19 protein-coding genes are annotated in these 18532 nt (G+C 39.0%); 17 read left to right on the forward strand and 2 right to left on the reverse strand.

The genetic code is table 11. The annotated features are described in order from the left end of the window. The first annotated feature begins 2 nt into the window (after positions 1-2). From FGM01_RS13560 to FGM01_RS13600, 9 genes are all read left to right on the forward strand, one after another. Positions 3-521 (forward strand): hypothetical protein, encoded by a 519-nt coding sequence (locus tag FGM01_RS13560; RefSeq protein WP_143411703.1) that lies wholly within the window; start codon positions 3-5, stop codon positions 519-521. 346 nt (positions 522-867) lie between these two features. Continuing rightward, positions 868-1560, forward strand: coding sequence for a hypothetical protein (locus FGM01_RS13565; protein ID WP_166435212.1), 693 nt, complete (start codon positions 868-870; stop codon positions 1558-1560). Between the two features lie 323 nt (positions 1561-1883). Next, positions 1884-3095, forward strand: coding sequence for a hypothetical protein (locus FGM01_RS13570; RefSeq protein WP_143411705.1), 1212 nt, complete (start codon positions 1884-1886; stop codon positions 3093-3095). 222 nt (positions 3096-3317) lie between these two features. After that, positions 3318-3557, forward strand: a complete 240-nt coding sequence (locus tag FGM01_RS13575; RefSeq protein WP_083645208.1) for a ribbon-helix-helix domain-containing protein — start codon at positions 3318-3320, stop codon at positions 3555-3557. Continuing rightward, a complete protein-coding gene (locus FGM01_RS13580; protein WP_143411706.1) occupies positions 3550-3834 on the forward strand; it encodes a type II toxin-antitoxin system RelE/ParE family toxin in 285 nt (94 codons plus the stop codon). Before FGM01_RS13575 ends, FGM01_RS13580 begins: the two co-directional genes overlap by 8 nt. 265 nt (positions 3835-4099) lie before the next feature. Then, positions 4100-4897: a CPBP family intramembrane glutamic endopeptidase gene (locus FGM01_RS13585; RefSeq protein WP_143411707.1), complete on the forward strand. Its 798-nt coding sequence runs from the start codon at positions 4100-4102 to the stop codon at positions 4895-4897. 142 nt (positions 4898-5039) lie between these two features. After that, the gene (locus FGM01_RS13590) at positions 5040-5534 is read left to right on the forward strand and encodes a GNAT family N-acetyltransferase (protein WP_143411708.1); all 495 of its coding nucleotides are present in this window, start codon (positions 5040-5042) and stop codon (positions 5532-5534) included. A gap of 282 nt (positions 5535-5816) precedes the next feature. Continuing rightward, on the forward strand, positions 5817-6902 hold the full coding sequence (locus FGM01_RS13595; RefSeq protein ID WP_143411709.1) for a serine hydrolase domain-containing protein: 1086 nt from the start codon (positions 5817-5819) through the stop codon (positions 6900-6902). Between the two features lie 312 nt (positions 6903-7214). Next, positions 7215-9065, forward strand: a complete 1851-nt coding sequence (locus FGM01_RS13600; RefSeq protein ID WP_143411710.1) for a PLP-dependent aminotransferase family protein — start codon at positions 7215-7217, stop codon at positions 9063-9065. 90 nt (positions 9066-9155) lie between these two features. On the opposite strand, the gene FGM01_RS13605 is transcribed toward FGM01_RS13600, so the two are convergent. After that, on the reverse strand, positions 9156-10925 hold the full coding sequence (locus FGM01_RS13605; RefSeq protein WP_143411711.1) for an NHL repeat-containing protein: 1770 nt from the start codon (positions 10923-10925) through the stop codon (positions 9156-9158). Between the two features lie 149 nt (positions 10926-11074). On the opposite strand from FGM01_RS13605, the gene FGM01_RS13610 reads away from it, so the two are divergent. The 8 genes from FGM01_RS13610 (at position 11075) to FGM01_RS13645 (ending at position 16036) form a co-directional block, all read left to right on the forward strand. After that, positions 11075-11623, forward strand: a complete 549-nt coding sequence (locus FGM01_RS13610) for a GDSL-type esterase/lipase family protein (protein ID WP_143411712.1) — start codon at positions 11075-11077, stop codon at positions 11621-11623. A 325-nt stretch (positions 11624-11948) separates the two neighbouring features. After that, the gene (locus tag FGM01_RS13615; protein ID WP_243735809.1) at positions 11949-12431 is read left to right on the forward strand and encodes a YybH family protein; all 483 of its coding nucleotides are present in this window, start codon (positions 11949-11951) and stop codon (positions 12429-12431) included. Between the two features lie 101 nt (positions 12432-12532). Then, on the forward strand, positions 12533-12781 hold the full coding sequence (locus FGM01_RS13620; RefSeq protein WP_143411713.1) for a hypothetical protein: 249 nt from the start codon (positions 12533-12535) through the stop codon (positions 12779-12781). A 57-nt stretch (positions 12782-12838) separates the two neighbouring features. Next, entirely contained in the window at positions 12839-13075 is a 237-nt protein-coding gene (locus FGM01_RS13625) for a Lacal_2735 family protein (RefSeq protein WP_341478035.1), read from the forward strand. Between the two features lie 136 nt (positions 13076-13211). Further along, positions 13212-13451 (forward strand): CBU_0592 family membrane protein, encoded by a 240-nt coding sequence (locus FGM01_RS13630; RefSeq protein WP_143411714.1) that lies wholly within the window; start codon positions 13212-13214, stop codon positions 13449-13451. 104 nt (positions 13452-13555) lie between these two features. Then, the gene (locus tag FGM01_RS13635) at positions 13556-14782 is read left to right on the forward strand and encodes an MFS transporter (RefSeq protein ID WP_143411715.1); all 1227 of its coding nucleotides are present in this window, start codon (positions 13556-13558) and stop codon (positions 14780-14782) included. Positions 14783-14796: 14 nt separating this feature from the next. Further along, positions 14797-15360 (forward strand): hypothetical protein, encoded by a 564-nt coding sequence (locus FGM01_RS13640; RefSeq protein WP_143411716.1) that lies wholly within the window; start codon positions 14797-14799, stop codon positions 15358-15360. A 10-nt stretch (positions 15361-15370) separates the two neighbouring features. Next, positions 15371-16036, forward strand: a complete 666-nt coding sequence (locus FGM01_RS13645) for a hypothetical protein (RefSeq protein WP_143411717.1) — start codon at positions 15371-15373, stop codon at positions 16034-16036. A gap of 76 nt (positions 16037-16112) precedes the next feature. Here the strand turns inward: FGM01_RS13645 and katG are convergent, their stop codons facing one another. Continuing rightward, positions 16113-18368, reverse strand: a complete 2256-nt coding sequence (gene katG, locus FGM01_RS13650) for a catalase/peroxidase HPI (RefSeq protein ID WP_143411718.1) — start codon at positions 18366-18368, stop codon at positions 16113-16115. Between the last annotated feature and the right edge of the window lie 164 nt (positions 18369-18532).

Here is an 18532-nt window from a genome sequence, read left to right on the forward strand (position 1 = left end):
AAATGATGAAGAACAAACTTAATAGTAATAGAATATTTAAAATTTCGAAATCTATTATTATAATTTTGATTATTAATTTTTCAACATCTTGTTCTTTTACAAGAGATAACGCCGTGAATCTTGCCTATGAACTAGAGGCCGCGGCTGAAACACTTAAATCTCAAAAAATTGGAAATGAGTTTGTTATTAATTTTGAACCTATAGATAGTGAAGCTACCTTCACAATTTTAATGTTTTCAGAAAATGGAGTGACATTTAATGAATTAATCGAAAAAGGACTGGATTCTCTTTTAGTTGAGGATTTATATCCACAGCTGGATTATATTAATTTAAAAAATAGGGCCACGAGTGTTGTATACCAAAATGGTGCAATTAGTTTTACTACATATTACAGGCGATTTGTTGATGTCGCTGCTACTCAAATAATAAATGGAAAAGGTAATACTGATATTATTGTGAAAAGCATAGGGGTTGGTCCAGGGAACATTACTGATGAAGTTTTATTAATTGAATTGCAATAAGAAATTAGTCAGAACCCTATTGTTTTTAGGTGGGTGTGATGAAACTTCTATGATGAATATTGCAGATAAAAACCTTTCAACACTTACAATAATTAAAGAGATAGAAAAACTAAATAAATAGCAGCTTTCAAAAATCAACAAAAAACCATCCCTTCTCGCTCAATTTCGGTTAACCAGGACCATTAGCCTTCATTATAATAAAAAACCACTACAAAACAAGTTCTTCCTTAAAAGCATAATTGATTAATTATCATATATTTAGATGATGACCATCTATTCTTAAATGATAAATTTTTTTAGAAAGATCCGTAGAAAACTACTCTCTGATAATAAATTCAGTAAGTATTTGATCTATGCTATTGGAGAAATTGTTCTTGTGGTTATAGGAATTCTTATCGCATTGGGAATTAATAATTGGAATAATAACAGAATCACCCAAAGTGAATCTCATGAATTCAATCAAAGACTATTGAAGGAATTCAAAGGAAATCTCGATTTAGCTAAGCTTAAAATTGAGAAAATGGAACATAGAATAAATGGCACTAGAGAAATCCTGGAATTGTTTGAACAAAACGAGTCAGATAACAATTGGAGATCCCTGGATAGTTTATTATTTATTGTTTTGGATGGTGTTAAGGTAGAATTTGTAACGGGAACTTTAAACGAAGGACTAAATACAGGTAAAGTTGCTTTAATTGATTCGGACCTTTTAAAAGGGAAATTATATGGATTACCTTCTAATATTGATTACGTAAGGGAATGGGACAAAACATATTCCGATTATCTCTCTAATTATTTACAAGCATTTTTATATAAGAATTTCAATTACAGAAAAATGGATAATGCTTTTTCAAAGGATAATATTGGAACATCGAAATTCAACACCAATTGGAATGAACTTCTATTAGCAAACGAGGAATTCGAAAATTTAATTGATAATCATTATTTTCAATCAAAGGCTCAATTACAATTTCACACCAATCTGAGAAACGAAATAGCTGAAATAAAAGAGTTGATTGAAATAGAATTGAAAAAATAACTAAAGCCCAACAAATCCAACTAACTGCAAACATGCCCGTACAGGCTACCTGAAATTTGATCATCGCTTCTAAAACCCATAGGGTATGAATAGCAGTCCCGGAACCCACGAAGCAAGAAATTACTCTTCCTTTTATATTTTAAAAATTAAAGCGGACTGTAATACTCAACCCGATGTTAATAAGATTTTTTTATCCGCAACAGTGATAAAAGCTAAAAACCTTTATTTTAGCCGGGAGTCGTTATCCCGATATAGAAACTGGAATACACAGGAATCTGATTGTTATCAGGAGTTATGCATAATGCTATTAAAAATACTAATTAATGAATACTGAAGAATTCGAAAATCACGTTCTTTTTGATCGATTAAACTCATTAACAGAAATTTTAGCCAGTGAGAAGACATCAGAGAAAATAGAACTTCAGAGGTTATCCCGATTCCAAACTGTCCACGATTATATCTATCAAAGAGTTAAACTCACATTACCAGATTTAGTTCAAAAAACTGAATTTGATACCCTAAGTAATGAAATAAATGCAGCAGTATCTCAATTAAATTCATTTTTGGGAAATAATAATGTTGGGCATCTAAACAATGTAGATAACTACTTAAATTCAGCGATAAATAAAATTAAATTACTTCCAATACCTGTTTCCAAAACTGATTTTAACTTTTCAAAAAAGGTTGCAAGTTTTGAGAATACGGCGAAAAAGAAATATGCTTCACTAGAAAAAGAGTATGAAAATACTAATAAAAAGCTAACAGATGTAAAAACAAATTTGTCTGAGAAAAACAAGCAAATTGAATCTTTATCAAAGCAGTTGATAGACAAGGAAAATGAAATTAAAAACCTTACTTCAAATATTCAGACTAATTTTAAAAATATTCAGGCAAATCAAGTCCAAAGCCTAAAAGAGGATAGAAAAAAATATAAAGAGGAAGTTGAAAAAGAAAAAGTCAGTTACAGAAAACAAATAGAAGATTTAAAAGAAAATATTGACATCGACACATCGAAACTTGTACAGAAACTTGAAACCAAATTAAAAGAAGCGGAGCAATTGGTCAATGTAATTGGAAATGTTGGTGTCACTGGTAATTATCAAATCATTGCGAACCAGCATAAGAAAACTGCAAATATATGGAGGGGCTTAGCGATTGCATTTATGACAATTTTCTCAGTCTTACTAGTATGGACTATTATAGATCTAAGCGCTGATGGATATAATTGGACGAAATCCGTAATTAGATTGTTAGCTGCTGCTGCTTTATCATATCCTGCGACATATGCAGCAAAGGAGTCAACAAAGCACAGAAATCTCGAGACACTAAATAGAAATGCAGAATTAGAATTAGCATCAATTAATCCATTCATTGAAATCCTACCAGATCAAAAGAAACATACAATAAAAGAAAAGTTAGTTGAAAAATATTTTGGCAATAACTCCAATGGCTTAAAAGAAAATAAAAAGGAAGAAGAATTATCTTTTACATCTTTTGAAAAGATAATTGATGCAATTTCAAAATTAAAACCATAACGCACTATCCATAACCACGGTTCATCGCCAATAGACGGCAGCGTTAGAAAGAAAATAATTAACTTGACCAACAAACCAATACTAAGCCGACTCCCGAAGCGTCGGGACGCGTCCCTTACTCCGCCAACTGGCGATAACCGAGACCGTTGGCAACAATATTTTCACACAAAAAACTTGCTATTGATTCATTTTTGGTGCAATTTTACATCAAATATAATAATCATGGCTAGACAAAGTATTTCATTTACAGAACCAAATGACGAGTGGCTGAAATCTCAAATTGAGAGTAAAGAATATTCAAGTAAAAGTGAATTGGTTAATGACCTAATAAGACAAGCTAGAAATCAGCAAATTCAGATTAATTATATTAAAAGTAAATTAGAAAAAGCTGAAAAAAGCGGATTTACAAATGACAGTAAAGAACAGATTTTAGCAAAATCAAAGTCATTACTTAATGAATAACTATAGGTTAAGTAACGTCGCTAAAGAAGATTTAATTCGGATTCATCAATATGGAGTAAAAAGATTTGGAGAAACTCAAGCAGATAAATATTACGAAACTTTTTTTGAATATTTCGATCTCATTGCCGAGCAACCTTTCACGTTTGAAGCAGTTGATTTTATAAAACCTGGGTATAGAAGATGTGTATGTGGATCCGATAGTATTTATTATCGGGTAGAAAACAATATTATCGAAATTATGACAATAATTGGAAAACAAGATTTAAGTAATATCTAAGCAATATCCAACGGGAAAATACGGTTGCCAATAATGGTTCCTCTCCAATAAGCGGCAACGTTAGAAATAAAATAATTAACCTGACCAGCTATTCAATACTAAGCCGACACCCGAAGCATCGGGAGGAGTCCCCTACCCCGCAAAATGGCGGTAACCGTAACCATTGGACCAAAAAAGCCGGTATTTTTACTGTAACACATTCCCTTGCAGATCTACTAATTCCTGAAAATTCACTGTAAATCCAGAAGTATCAGATCTTAGTTCAATGAAAACAGTAAGTATCGCGATCCTCTTATTTCTTCTCATATTATCCTTATTCAATTCGAAACGGGATTTAAGAAAGTATAATACTTTTAAAGCCTTGACCGGCACCAGCGAGCGCCAGGCAATGTTCAAAAAAATGCTCCTTGAGTCATTCTTAATTTATGGATGTTTAGGTTTGCTGGCCCTGTATATACTTGGCCGGTTTTCAGCATTGACTCAGTTTCCAGATTTTTTAATGGAATATTCCACTTACTTAAGATCGTTCAGGATTCATAATATAGAAGAGATTACGCTCATTAAGATCCTGAAACTGGCCCTCGTATATCTCATTCCTTTCCTGTTATTAGCCACGACTCTTTTAAATCTTATCATGGTTTACGTTCAGCATAAAAAAACTGATGAAAAGAGTACAGAGGTAAGCCCCGATGCCATAAACCACCTTATGCCCCGGAATGCTGCGGAGAGGTCCTGGGTCACCCTTATATCCATCAATGCGGGGTTCAGCGAAGAGATCTTCTTCCGGCTTCTTTTACCCATATTGTTTTTTAACATATTTGGATCCAGTCTCATTTCAGTCTTATTAGCCTCACTTTGGTTTGGTCTCGTTCATGCCTACCAGGGAATAAGCGGAATCATTTCTACTTTAATCGCTGGCCTCATGCTTTTCTATATTTTTATCCTGACTCAAAATATCTGGATTACCATATTGGTTCACATAATTTTAGATCTTAATGGGTTGGTGATAACACCATTATTCAACAATTTTCTGGAGCAGAAGTCAGCTTCCAAAATAGCCTAGCAAGAAAAAGTTGAAAAGCAGTCAACAGTATGGCTCAGCCGTGTAAGCCTGCAAATAAGGAGATGAGCAGATTACAGGTATGGAATTTCTTCATATTTTGGCAGGGATTTAAGTATGGAATTAAAATTTCCGTTTATTAATTATGACAGAGATCGTCCCGGTAGATTCAGAAGATAAAGTAAAGATCACAGCAGACCTGGCTAAGGAGATCTGGAGCGAACATTATACTCCCATTATTGGCGCCGGGCAGGTAAACTATATGCTGGAGAAATACCAGTCCAGAACCGCAATCTGGCAGCAACTTGAAGGTGGAGTAAGTTATTACCTTCTGAAAACCGGGGAAAAGCATGCTGGTTATTTTTCATTTAGTATTCAGGAAAAATCTCTCTTTTTGAGCAAATTCTATGTGCTGAGATCTGAAAGAGGAAAAGGAATAGGCAAAACAGCACTTAAATTTATTGAGGAACAGGCAATGGAACTGCAGCTTCCTAAAATAAAACTTACCGTAAACAAGTATAATTCGAATTCTATTAAGGCCTACGAAAAAATGGGCTTTGAGAATGTAGGTTCCATCGTGCAGGATATTGGCAATGGATATGTGATGGACGATTATGTACTGGAGAAAATGGTACATTGATCCATTGCTCTTACCTGGGATAAAGGGCTGGTTTTATGCTGAAAAACAATCAGCTATTCTATAAGATATCCGGGCTTAAAATACCTTGCGGAAATATAGAATATTCACCCTGAAGTAGTTTGAAGAATTTTCATGACTATAGTAAAAAAAAAGCTGTAACATTTTTCTTTTTTCCGGCACTTATCATTAGATCCAGGTCTGGATCACTTTCAATCAAACCAAACCCCCAGGCGAAAATTGCAACATCCAAAAACCAGGCTCGTCTTTTTAAAAAACATCAAAATGAAGAATTCTTCAGCATTTGCTTTTAAAATCATCATTCTAATCAACATCTTTTGCCTGAGTAATATCTTTGCTCAGGATGATTTTAAATTTGAAGAAGTAAAGCCTGAAACCGTTAATTTCTCTTCATCCAGACTTGATTCCCTGGGTGATTTCCTGGAACAGGCAGGTTCTTCCTCGCTTATTATTTTAAAAGATGGTAAACTATTGTATGAATGGGGAAATACAGAAAAGAAACATACCATACATTCCATAAGAAAGGCGCTGCTCAACTCTCTATACGGAATATATATTGCGAAGGGTACTATAGACACTTCCATGACCTTGAAGCAACTGCAAATCGATGACATCGCACCTTCCCTTTCAGAAATTGAAAAAACTGCCACAGTTGCAGATTTGCTTAGGTCGAGATCTGGAGTATACCACAGCTCTGCTGCTACCAATGAGGCCATGTTAGCCCAAATGCCGGAAAGGGGCACCTTCAAACCAAATGAACAATATGTTTATAACAACTGGGATTTTAATGTTTTAGGTTATATCCTGGAAAAGGCGACCGGTAAAAGTGTTTATGATCTTTTTTATGAAGAGATCGCCAAACCACTGGGAATGCAATATGCTAATGAATTTGTTTCCATAAATGCTGAACAAGACAGCATCCCGCAAACAGATGGTTTTTACCAGTATGCACCGGCTAAATCAAAATATCCTGCTTATCATTTCAGACTGTCTGCGCGGGACATGGCCCTTTACGGACAGTTATATTTAAATAATGGGATGTGGAATGGCCATACAATCATTCCTGAAGAATGGATAGAATTATCTACTAAACCTCATTCTGTCTATAATCCGGCTTACGGGATAGCTTACGGAATGCTATGGAATGTTTTGATGCCCACCGAAACCCGAAAGTCAAAATCCTTTTACCATACCGGGGTAGGAATTCATATGCTGGGAGTTTATCCGGCATCAGGGATAGTACTTATCCACCGCGTGGATAGTGAAAATGAGTATAATTTTAATCAGGGTGATTTCTACAAAATGATCTCCCTCGTCTGGAATGCAGAACTCAAGGAACAACAATTATAAAAGAGATTGACTAACCAATTAGAATTAACCTTATCAACTTCCCTTAGAGATAATTAAACTCTAAAATCATAAATAGGCAGACGTATCTGGGTGAAGTTTTGAAATTCCAGGAGTAATTTAGCTTCCATGCAATTGCAGCAGGGTTAGACCAACCGGGGCATTAAAACACCGGAAAACATATCCATCTTATTTTAAATTTTGCTCTTCTATATCATATCAGCAAAGCTTATCTCCCATAGAAGAAAACAGTCTTTGGCGCTTTTTAAAATAATCTAATTGCTCTATATTTCCGCCCGATCAAAATTGAAGATTATGCAAGAGCGCAATGTGCTGAATTATATAGATAATGTTTTGGAAAATATGCCGGCAGACTGGTTAAAACTCACTACCCACCGGCTGGATATTTATAATGAGGAGCTGGCCAAAACTGAGTTTATGGGGCAGTTTGAATACCTGTTTGAAAGAGATAATGCCACCACCTCTGCCTTGAGTGCTTTGCCCACGGCATTTGACTATATAAGGTTGGGTCACCCTTTATCATCTGTACTGGAATGGACCATCGGCAGGATGAATGAGCTTCATGCAGATAATGTCATCGCTTTTTCATCTAAAGTTGCCCCGGTCCTGGCTGTATTGAGGAAGAATTTATTTCTGAATAAGAAAACCAGGATCTGTTATTCTGATGAATTGCCGGAATGCTTTGACATTGAAGCCTTAAAAAATGTTTACGGTTATAATTTTGAACTACAACAGGTAGACAACCTCGATAAAATTGCGGAATTCGAAGGAAGCAACGTTTTTATTTCTCAAAGTGATGATCTGGCTAAGCTTGAAATTCACTCAAATATTGATTTCTATATCAGTCTACAGGCAGAACTGGGAAGTATCATCTTAGTGAATACCGAAGAAAATGAAAGCTATATTGGCGAAATTCAGCATGTAAGAAGAAGGGAAACCATCGCCATGACCCCGGCCGATTGTTTTAAGGTATTACAGCAAATTATCGGGAAAGCTGCAACTGCAAAGAATGCTAGTGCTGATGATCATAAAAAAAATAAGGCCAGCGTAGTAGATTCGGTACAAAAGATCACCGCTACTAGCTCAGAAGTATTACTTGGCTCCTGCGGACTTTCAGTTCAATATGCCATCATGATGGGCCTTATAGACGAGGCCCTTGAAAAACATAAAGGTAAAAATATCAAAATAATCGTTCCCCCAAATTGCTACGGCGGCACGAACGATCAGGCCAGACGGGTAGCAGCCTGCGTGGAAAATGTAGAGATCATGGATTTACCCGTGGACGGTGATAATGATATGGTGCAAAGTACAGACCGGGTTCTGGACCAGGTGGCAGCACAGGATGCCGTGCCTTATATTATAGCAGAGATCCCTACAAATCCAAGGGTGGAAGTACCAGACCTGGAGAAATTGAGAGCGGTCTTAAGTAAAGAAAGGAAAACAGCCTCGGGAGAAGCTGCTATAGATCCTGTTTTTATTCTGGATCAAACCTTTTGTCCCAATGTACAATTCTGCGGGGAAGATGGTATCCTATCCTCTATCAAAACTATTTCTTATGTAAGCGGCTCTAAATTTCCAAGTGGTGGTAAATGCACCGCCGGTTACTGTGTTGCCAATAAAAGGGCAGATAGTTTAATGATAAATATCGGCAGGCACCTGAGATTATGCGATAATGAAGCTACCGCGCTGCAGGTCGAAATACTGGCGGCCCAATTACCCTCCATGAATCAAAGGATCAAAGATGCTTACAGGAATACCCGTGAATTTGTAAGCTTTATCGAAGAAACCCTGCCGGAAGCAAAGATCAATTTTGTATCTGAAGAACTGGCGGAACAGGGCTTTACCCCCTCTGTATTTTCCCTGGATCTTCCCACCAGGGGAAATTCTGAAGAAGAGAGAGAAGCATACAAAAGAGCTCTGAACCAGAAACTCATCGATATGATGATAAGTCGTATCCCGAATGAAAGTAAATATTGCGTGAGCTACGGGCAATTGAAAGGTTGTTACTGGACGATCCCGGCAACTTCTACCCAGGGCACTACCAAAGAAGATGATAAGGATTATATCGCCCGGGTATCGGTTTCACCAGACCTGGACCTGGCTTTGCATAAAGAGGTGTTTGCAGATTTTGTCGCCGACCTATAAAGCATCCATTAGTTATCCAGGGAAATACCACCATTCTATACTTTAAAATGGTGGTATTTTTATTTTATTACTTCCCGGAATTTTTAAAAATTATTCAACTTTATTAGCCCTTATCCGGTAGATCAGGTTTTTACCTCCTCCGGTAACGTATATATCTCCAGACGGTCCTACTGCAACGCCGTCAAAATAATTGGTTGGAGGCAAGCCGTCTATGCCTGGTTGGCTAAATTCAAAACCTTCAGCCACCGTAGTTACTTCCCCGCTTGATAAATTGATACGTGATAAACGGGATATCCCGGTTTCTACCACCAGCAGGCTTCCGTCAGTATACACAGCCAGGCCCTCAGGGCTTGAAAGTCCCGAAGCCACCACAGTGGCAGGTTGCGGAGTGGCACCATCAAATCCTATCTCCCACACCAGGCCGGTAGCCCAATCTGCCATCCATAAGGTTTCTCCATCTGTAGCCAGACCTCCCGGAGCAAAAACGTTTACACCATCCATGGGCAGGATTACAGAGTTATCACTTGCCCATACTACTCCTCCAAGACCCACATCTGAGACTGCAATATCATTTTGAATCCTTACTGCATCGATAGGTGCTCCCATCGTATAATTTTCCAGGACACTATTGGTAGCCGGACTAAAAACCTGGACCAATCCCGTAAACCAGGAGGATACAATAAGGTTTTCGCCATCATTGGAGAGATTTAAGGGCAGCGTAAGTGATGGCGGATTTTCCTCGGCTATCAGCAAAGCTTTATAGATATTAGTTTGCCTGCCACTGCTGCCATCAAATTCTCTTAGATTGAAAATATCTCCTTCAAATATTACATCCTGGTTATTTGGTCCTGCCATTACAGACAGACCTGAGGGAGTTATAAATCCACCCGGACTTATTTTACGCGCCTCACCACTTGGGAGAACCTTGACAACCCATCCCTGATCTGAATTAGTTACATATAAGCTTCCATCCTCATCGAAGACCATATTATCCAAACCTGCTTCGAGGGTTGTAAAAAGATTCTTTTCACCGGTTATATGGTTTATTTTGAAAAATTCGCCGGTTTGGTCCAGTACATATAGTAAACCATCGGGACCAAATTTCGCAGCGGCAGGATTAAAAAATCCACCCGCTATCACCTCTACAGTACCATCTGTGAAAGGACTTGTAGAAACAGGATCTCCGGGGTTACCAACATCCACACTAACTACCAGACCAGCGGCAAATAGAGGCCCGTACAATCGACCATCGATCCCAAAATCAAAAGAATTCAGGAAACCCAGTGGAAAAGGAGTTCCGGGGGTGGCAAGAATAATTGGCCGTGGTGGTTCTATAAGTTCAGGATCCAGCTCATACAAACCATCACCTAAAAAATCCAGCGCGACAAACAGTCGGCCATCAGGAGAAAAAGTGATTGGATTCACACCCGGAGCGACAAATTGTTTTTTAAAATCACCATCCGGAGTAAGACGGCCTACTTCGCCATAGGTAAGGTCTGTCCAGTATAGAGATCCATCAGGGCCAAATACAAGGTCATCGGGACCTTTCACCCCTGTTTCCAGACCATAGGTCTTGATAATTTTTCCGCTGTTTTTATCCAACACATTTATTTCACCACCTATAACACTGGCAACATATAAATTCCCGTTAGGTCCAATATCTATCCCATTAGAACTTTTTAATGGTGCGCCTTTAACCAATACTTTAACTATAGATTTAAAAGATTTGGCATCTGCTACCTCCAACTTACCGTCCCCCTCTACAACCATTTCCTTACTACAAGAAGAAAGCAGACTAAATACTGCCACAAGAAAAAGGCTCAGAAATATTTCCCTCGAAACCTGAATAATTGTTTTCATAATATTAAATTTTATGATTATTTGAAATCGCGAACAATTAATTGGAGCTATTAATTAACAGGGGGAGAGGGGGATATCGCAGGTGTATTCGGGAGGAAGGTAAAAAAGGATATCAAATTTAACTATAAAATACTGTTTTTCAACTATTTATGGGAAATAAGTCAAATAATTCTTTGTTTTTAGGTGACAGCCTTACAGAATTCGGGAACTGGGAAGATTTGCTTCCGGCTGCAGTAATTTATAATCAGGGTATTAGCGGAGACTTAAGCAGTGATGTTCTTGATCGACTGGACATGGCTATTAACCTGGAACCGGCGAAGATCTTTTTAATGATCGGGGTAAATGACCTGGCTCAGGAAATACCTGTTGGAAATATTCGAAACAACATAATATCTATAGGGGTTAAACTGAAGGGCGCTCTACCCTCTTCCCGGCTTTATTTACAAAGTATCCTGCCCATAAATCCTGGCCTTCGAGTTTTTCAGGATGGGTTCGATTATTCGGAAAACATTCGTCTTCTAAATTCTCTGTTGAAAACGGAGTGTAAGGACCCTTTTTATGAATTTATAGATCTCCATCCAGAATTCGCTAACGAAGCAGGGCATCTTAAGGGTGTGTATACGACAGATGGCCTTCACCTGAATAATGCGGGATACCAGCGTTGGGCAGAAATACTAAAGAGAACAGGGAATTTTTAAAATCTGAGGATTCACCTTAATGATCCGGTCTATTATTTTCCAAAGAACAGGCAAATCCTATGCAGATAAAACCGGTCTCAACGCAAAGAAAACAAAACCTAGTAAATAAGTTGAAAAACGGGAGCTCTGTTCTGTAAGGTTAACCAGGCTGGACGCCACTATTTCCGATTTCCGGACACTAAAACACAAGGAGGTGGTCATCACCTAGAAATTCCTCAACTAAATAATTTATACCAGAACGATACCAGTTTTATTAAATATCCTGTTGAATTAATTAAATTAACTACCCGGTAGATCTTTACCACCAAAAATAAAACTCAATAAAATGAAAAATGTACATAGCTCTATTTTCAAAATACCTGTGATTATATTTATGGCGCTAATCCTTATTCAATGCAAGGACTCCACTTCTGAGCAAGAAAAAATGGAAGAGTTCGCACAAAACTATACTGCTGCCTGGAATAGTAAAGATCCGCAGAAAATGGCCTCCTTTTATGCCGAAGATGGGGTTCTTATTGTAAATGGCGGTACCCCGGCGATAGGAAGGCAACAACTGGCAAAGACCGCAGAGTCCTATATGACCGCATTTCCAGATATGGAACTTGTTATGGATAGCCTGGTGATTGATTCTGATACCTATAGATATTACTGGACCTTCAAAGGCACGAATACCGGACCGGGCGGTAACGGAAACAGAGTGAATTTTAGTGGATTCGAGGAATGGAACCTCAACGAAGATGGCCTTGTACAAAGATCTATCGGCACCTACGACCTGGATGATTATCTGAGACAGGTGCGGGGAGAATGATTACCGCAACAGATAATCCGGTTTAGATAATTTAATTAAATTCGCTGGTACGAAGGCCCTGCCTTATATTTTGATGGCGCAATCCAAAACCTTAAACCTCCATGAAAAAGACCTATATCACCCTGTTTCTTATACTCTTCGTAATCTTTGAAGGCTTCAGCCGGGAGGTCATAGACTCTGAAACAAAGACCAGTGTTATCAGGAATGGAATAGGCCTGGGTAGTGTGATTGCCGCGGTTACTTCCTGGGAACGCAACAAATCTGTTCTCCTGGCTATTATCCACGGTTTCTTTAGCTGGTTATATGTGCTGTATTTTTTGTTTACCAGGAAAGAAAGTGAAAGAAAATAACCTCCTCGTTTAAGGTATTTAGTTGCCTTAAAACAAAGCTTTTACAACTCTTAAATAATGCTAATCTACCGGAATAAACCGGTGGATTGGGCTATATTTATAAAAAAAGAGATGTTTGGATTATTTAAGAAAAAATCAGAAGTAGAAAAACTACAATTAAAATACAAGAAACTGTTGGAGGAAGCACACAGATTATCTACTTCCAACCGCAGCGCAAGTGATCAAAAAATGTTTGAAGCCAACGAGCTTTTAAAGGAAATAGACCAGTTAAAAGCATCTAAGGAAAACTCCTGATCCAGTTAAGGAATAGGTGAAATCTTGTGACTTTGATCTCTCCATAATTTCATTTGAAGAATCTGCAATGTGTAAAAACATAAGTTTCCCAAACTTTTGGTTTACTACCTTTGTTTTTAATTTCAGCAGATAACATATGACTAATACAGACTGGATAGGATCATTAGGAGTGTTCCTTATCCTGCTCGCTTATATCCTAAGCGTTTTTGGCAAATTAAATCAAAACCACCTCGCTTTTATCCTGCTAAACCTGTTAGGAGCTTCCCTGGCTTGCGTTGCCTCCATACTTATGGATTATTTACCCTTTATTATCCTGGAAGGAGTGTGGTCTTTAGTGTCCCTCGTATCCCTTATAAAATATAAAAAGCCTGCATAATGTTTTAAATTTATCATGCTGCGGTCCAGGTTAGCATCCTTTACCGTGATTATCACACTTTCTCTAAATTTAACTAACTTCCCCGCCGCAGAAAAAGCGGAAGAATGCAGGATCAAATAAAACTCGGGCTACGGGAAAACTGGTTACAGTTCACAATTCTGGTAATTGTGAATGCCTTCGTAGGAGGAATGGTTGGTCTTGAAAGAACCATCTTTCCTGAATTCGCCGAAACTGAATTCGAAATAGGATCCAATACTGCCATTCTTTCTTTCATAGTTGCCTTTGGGATCACCAAGGCGATAACCAATTACTTTACCGGAAAACTGGCCAATCGCATTGGCAGGAAAAAATTGCTGGTCATCGGTTGGTTATTTGCACTGCCCATTCCTTTTATATTAATCCACGCATCCTCATGGAACTGGGTGGTTTTCGCAAATATTTTATTAGGAATCAACCAGGGACTTACCTGGAGCAGTACCGTAGTGATGAAAATTGATCTGGTTGGAGAAAAGAATCGGGGTACCGCGATGGGCATCAATGAATTTTCAGGCTATTTTGCGGTGGGATTGGTGGCGCTACTCTCAGGTTATATCGCTCAGGAATACGGAATAACCCCCTATCCTTTCTATTTAGGAATCGGAATCTCGATAGCAGGTCTATTCCTGTCTGTACTTTTTGTGAAAGACACCCGTATATTTATAAATAAAGAACAGCAAACCAACAAAACCCAGGCATTGGAGAATGTGTTTATGGAAACCACTTTCAGGGATAAAACCCTGAGCTCTGTTACCCAGGCGGGACTGGTGAACAACCTAAACGATGGCATGATCTGGGGTCTTCTGCCTATATTGTTGCTTTCCTTTAATTATGACTCTAAAGAAATAGGTCTAATCGCTGCTATCTATCCTGCGGTCTGGGGAATAGGCCAGTTGTTTACCGGGAGAATGGCCGATTTCTATTCAAAGAAGAAAATGCTCTTCACCGGCATGTTCCTCCAGGGACTCGCCATATTATTTATCCCGTATTTTACTGATTTTTACCTTTTAGTTGGCATTGCCGTAATTTTAGGCCTGGGAACAGCCCTGGTATATCCCACTTTTTTATCTGCCATTGCAGAGGCTACCCGCCCCCAGCAGCGTGCTGAAAGTATAGGGGTTTTCAGGTTGTGGCGTGATCTGGGATATGCCCTGGGAGCCATACTTTCCGGGATCATTGCAGATGTTTTTGGAATTGAATATGCTGTTCTGGCCATTGGGGTTATCACGATTCTATCTTCCTTGATCATAAAATTCAGGATGCCTGCAGAAAACCTAAATTCCAGAATAGGATAACTCAAAATGAAAACGTGGAAAAAATAAAGCTTCGAAATATACTTTCTATATACCTGAAATTTTTCTTCCTGGTGGGCTCAGTCTATATTCTCTGGACAATTCCCCGAAACCTTAATACAGAAAGGGAGATCACTTTGACTGACTCTTTAACTAGTTTTTTAATATTCGGCCTGGGAATGTCCCTTATTCTGGTTACATACCATCTCTATAGTTTAAAGGATCTTGCCAGAATTAATGCTATTGAATTAAAAGAGCCGGGACCTCATCAGCAACGTCATGTTTGCAGCAGCATGGCTCCATCTATTCTCCACGAAAGACTAAAGCAAATGCCTGATTTCGCAAAGGCAGCGCATCATTCAGAAATTAATAAGATCAATTTTAAGACCGGTTTTAACGGTAAATCCTGGGGTGACCAAATAGAAATTAATTATCAAAAAAAGCAAGATCATTATATCTACCACATTTCCAGCAAACCCAGGTTTTTCTTTACGATGATTGATTTTGGCCAGAACCTGGATAATGTAATTAAGATTGAAAAAATCCTGAACCCCATAAAACCCGGGGCAATTTCAAATTAAAATTTACTCAATGAAGACAAATCGAACCGGAACAGTGATATTATTTCTAATAATGGCAATGATATTTTCTTTTAGTGCCCGGGCACAATACGGTAATCCCTATCACGAAGCCAGGTTAGAACTAAGAAACGGAGAAATTCTCACCGGGGAAGCAAAGATACAGTCTGATGGTAAAGTAAAATTTAAGGATGAAGATAGAAAACAAGCCTTTAATTATCGCAACCTGAAAAATCTTCAGGTTTATCACGAAAAGGATACGATAAATTTTACCTACAAGATCATTGCCGGAAAAGAACCAAGATTGTTAAGGATTATAAAGGAGTATGATCAAAGGATTAATTTATATGCGATCTACATCAGGAATAATCAATATTACCATATTGGTGAGTCTACGCCGGTTAATCCTAATATGATGATGGTTAATTCTAACGGGGTTATGACTTTTGGAGGCGGATCACTCAATGCAAATGAGTATTATGTAAATAAAGGTTCCGGGCATGAAGTGATAAAACTGGGATATGATATTCCCATCAAAAAGGGGAAATTCCGGAGAGTGGTGAATGAGTTTTTTCAGGATTGTCCTGAAATAATCGAACAATTGGAGGATAGTGACTATAAATACCGGGACATCCCCGATCTGGTTGAATATTATAAGGATAATTGTGCCTCCTTATAATTTATCATCCTCAAGTATATAAAAAAGGTGATCCTAAATGGATCACCTTTTTAATTATATAGGTTATGCGATGTGGTTATTTTAGATCGAATCTATCGAGATTCATCACCTTATCCCAGGCAGCAACGAAGTCTTTTACAAACTTCCCACGCGCATCATCCGTCCCGTAGACTTCTGCCAAAGCTCTTAATTCAGAATTTGATCCGAAAATAAGATCTGCCCTGGTTCCGGTCCATTTCTTTTCACCAGAACGGCGATCCGTACCTTCAAATTCGGTTTCAGACTCTGAAGTTGCTTTCCAGGTAGTGTTCATATCCAGGATATTCACAAAGAAATCATTGGTAAGGGTTTCCGGCCTGTCGGTAAAGACTCCTCTTTCAGACCTGTCGTAATTCGCGTGTAAAACTCTTAGCCCACCCACGAGTACGGTCATTTCCGGTGCGGTTAAAGTCAGTAATTGCGCCCGGTCTAACAGTAACTCCTCGGCAGAAGCAGAAATATGATCCCGGTTTCGGTAATAATTTCTGAAACCATCTGCATTAGGCTCCAACGGCTCAAAAGCATCCACATCTGTCTGCTCCTGGGTAGCGTCCGTACGACCCGGTGTAAATGGCACCGTGATATCGTGACCTGCTTTTCTTGCAGCTTTCTCTATTCCGGCACATCCGCCCAGGACTATCAGGTCTGCAATAGAAACTTTTTTGTTTCCGGTCTGGCCGGAATTAAAATTGCTTTGGATATTTTCATAAGTATCTATCACCTTCTTCAGTTGCTGCGGATTATTTACCTCCCAGTTTCTCTGTGGTTTTAGCCTGAGTCTGGCTCCATTAGCTCCTCCTCTTTTATCAGACCCACGGAAGGTGGATGCAGAGGCCCATGCGGTAGTGACCAGTTCTGAAATTGACAGATCTGAGTCCAGGATCTTGCCTTTTAAAGTAGAAATATCATCCTCATCGATCAATTCATGGTCTACCTTAGGAACTGGATCCTGCCAGATAAGTTCTTCCTGGGGTACTTCCGGTCCAAGGTATCTTTCAATTGGGCCCATATCACGATGGGTAAGTTTAAACCAGGCCCGGGCAAAAGCATCAGCAAATTCCTCAGGGTTTTCATGAAAGTGCCTGGAGATCTTCGCGTATTCAGGATCTTCTTTCAAAGAGAGATCTGTAGTCAGCATAAATGGGGCATGTTTTTTATCGGGATTATGAGCATCGGGAATGGTTCCGGCACCGGCCCCATCTTTGGGTTGCCATTGGTAGGCCCCACCGGGTCCTTTGATACATTCCCAGTCATAACCAAAAAGGTTTTCAAAGAACTGGTTACTCCATTTTGTAGGGGAACTGGTCCAGGCGCCTTCAATTCCACTGGTAATGGTATGCTCACCCTTACCACTTTCAAAGTTGTTTTTCCAGCCAAGTCCCATTTCTGCGATCCCGGCACCCGCAGGCTCATGGCCCACAAACTCTTCAGCATCGGCCGCACCATGGGTTTTTCCGAAGGTATGACCCCCGGCGATTAAAGCCACGGTTTCATAATCGTTCATCGCCATTCTCCCAAAGGTCTCCCTGATATCTTTAGCGGCAGCAACGGGATCTGGATTTCCGTTGGGCCCTTCAGGGTTTACATAAATTAATCCCATATGGGTGGCACCAAGGGGATTTTCTAATTCTCCATTTTCTGAATAGCGTTCTTTATTAGCCAGCCATTCTCCCTCTGCACCCCAGTAGATATCTTCTTCAGGTTCCCAAACATCTTCCCGGCCACCGGCAAATCCAAAGGTCTGAAATCCCATAGATTCAAGGGCACAGTTTCCTGCCAGGATCATAAGATCTGCCCAGCTAATTTTTTTTCCATATTTCTGTTTGATCGGCCAGAGCAATAATCTGGCTTTATCCAGGTTAGCATTATCTGGCCAGCTATTTAATGGCGCAAATCTTTGAGTACCCGATCCTGCTCCACCACGACCGTCTCCTATACGATAAGTCCCGGCACTGTGCCAGGCCATTCTTATAAAAAAAGGGCCATAGTGACCGTAATCTGCGGGCCACCACTCCTGTGAATCTTCCATAAGTTCAAAAAGGTCCTGTTTAACAGCTTTTAGATCAAGTTTGTTGAACTCTTCAGCATAATTAAAATCTTCTCCCATAGGATCTGAGAGATTTGAATTCTGTCGCAGGATGCGCATATTTAACTGGTTGGGCCACCAGTCGCGGTTGTTGGTACCCGCACCGGCTGTATTCTTTAAAGCACCGCCCATAAAAGGGCATCTGCTTGATTCATTTACTTCCCAGACCTTGTGGCTATCCGGGTTATTGGAATGATTATTAGACATTTTTAGGAAAGTTTTTAAAGGTTAACATTTTAAATTTAAAATAATTATTCCTTATAAGTTTGAATTGGTAATAGTTTAAAACTATGATTTTAAGAGAAAATTTATAGCAGGGAAATTTTCCTACCGCCAAAAAATGTGTTGAAAGCTGTGCCCCTGATTTTATC

The organism is Christiangramia sabulilitoris, from assembly GCF_007050985.1.
In the GTDB taxonomy this organism is placed as follows: Bacteria; Bacteroidota; Bacteroidia; order Flavobacteriales; family Flavobacteriaceae; genus Christiangramia; species Christiangramia sabulilitoris.

What these genes read in the sequence shown, in the direction of transcription:
- FGM01_RS13615 (WP_243735809.1), top strand. Translation starts at nt 11,949, where the DNA reads ATGAAAAATGTACATAGCTCTATTTTCAAAATACCTGTGATTATATTT.
- FGM01_RS13595 (WP_143411709.1), top strand. Translation starts at nt 5,817, where the DNA reads ATGAAGAATTCTTCAGCATTTGCTTTTAAAATCATCATTCTAATCAAC.
- FGM01_RS13625 (WP_341478035.1), top strand. Translation starts at nt 12,839, where the DNA reads ATGCTAATCTACCGGAATAAACCGGTGGATTGGGCTATATTTATAAAA.
- FGM01_RS13600 (WP_143411710.1), top strand. Translation starts at nt 7,215, where the DNA reads ATGCAAGAGCGCAATGTGCTGAATTATATAGATAATGTTTTGGAAAAT.
- FGM01_RS13635 (WP_143411715.1), top strand. Translation starts at nt 13,556, where the DNA reads ATGCAGGATCAAATAAAACTCGGGCTACGGGAAAACTGGTTACAGTTC.
- FGM01_RS13570 (WP_143411705.1), top strand. Translation starts at nt 1,884, where the DNA reads ATGAATACTGAAGAATTCGAAAATCACGTTCTTTTTGATCGATTAAAC.
- FGM01_RS13630 (WP_143411714.1), top strand. Translation starts at nt 13,212, where the DNA reads ATGACTAATACAGACTGGATAGGATCATTAGGAGTGTTCCTTATCCTG.
- FGM01_RS13620 (WP_143411713.1), top strand. Translation starts at nt 12,533, where the DNA reads ATGAAAAAGACCTATATCACCCTGTTTCTTATACTCTTCGTAATCTTT.
- FGM01_RS13605 (WP_143411711.1), bottom strand. Translation starts at nt 10,925, where the DNA reads ATGAAAACAATTATTCAGGTTTCGAGGGAAATATTTCTGAGCCTTTTT.
- FGM01_RS13590 (WP_143411708.1), top strand. Translation starts at nt 5,040, where the DNA reads ATGACAGAGATCGTCCCGGTAGATTCAGAAGATAAAGTAAAGATCACA.
- FGM01_RS13585 (WP_143411707.1), top strand. Translation starts at nt 4,100, where the DNA reads ATGAAAACAGTAAGTATCGCGATCCTCTTATTTCTTCTCATATTATCC.
- FGM01_RS13575 (WP_083645208.1), top strand. Translation starts at nt 3,318, where the DNA reads ATGGCTAGACAAAGTATTTCATTTACAGAACCAAATGACGAGTGGCTG.
- FGM01_RS13560 (WP_143411703.1), top strand. Translation starts at nt 3, where the DNA reads ATGATGAAGAACAAACTTAATAGTAATAGAATATTTAAAATTTCGAAA.
- FGM01_RS13610 (WP_143411712.1), top strand. Translation starts at nt 11,075, where the DNA reads ATGGGAAATAAGTCAAATAATTCTTTGTTTTTAGGTGACAGCCTTACA.
- FGM01_RS13580 (WP_143411706.1), top strand. Translation starts at nt 3,550, where the DNA reads ATGAATAACTATAGGTTAAGTAACGTCGCTAAAGAAGATTTAATTCGG.
- katG (WP_143411718.1), bottom strand. Translation starts at nt 18,368, where the DNA reads ATGTCTAATAATCATTCCAATAACCCGGATAGCCACAAGGTCTGGGAA.
- FGM01_RS13645 (WP_143411717.1), top strand. Translation starts at nt 15,371, where the DNA reads ATGAAGACAAATCGAACCGGAACAGTGATATTATTTCTAATAATGGCA.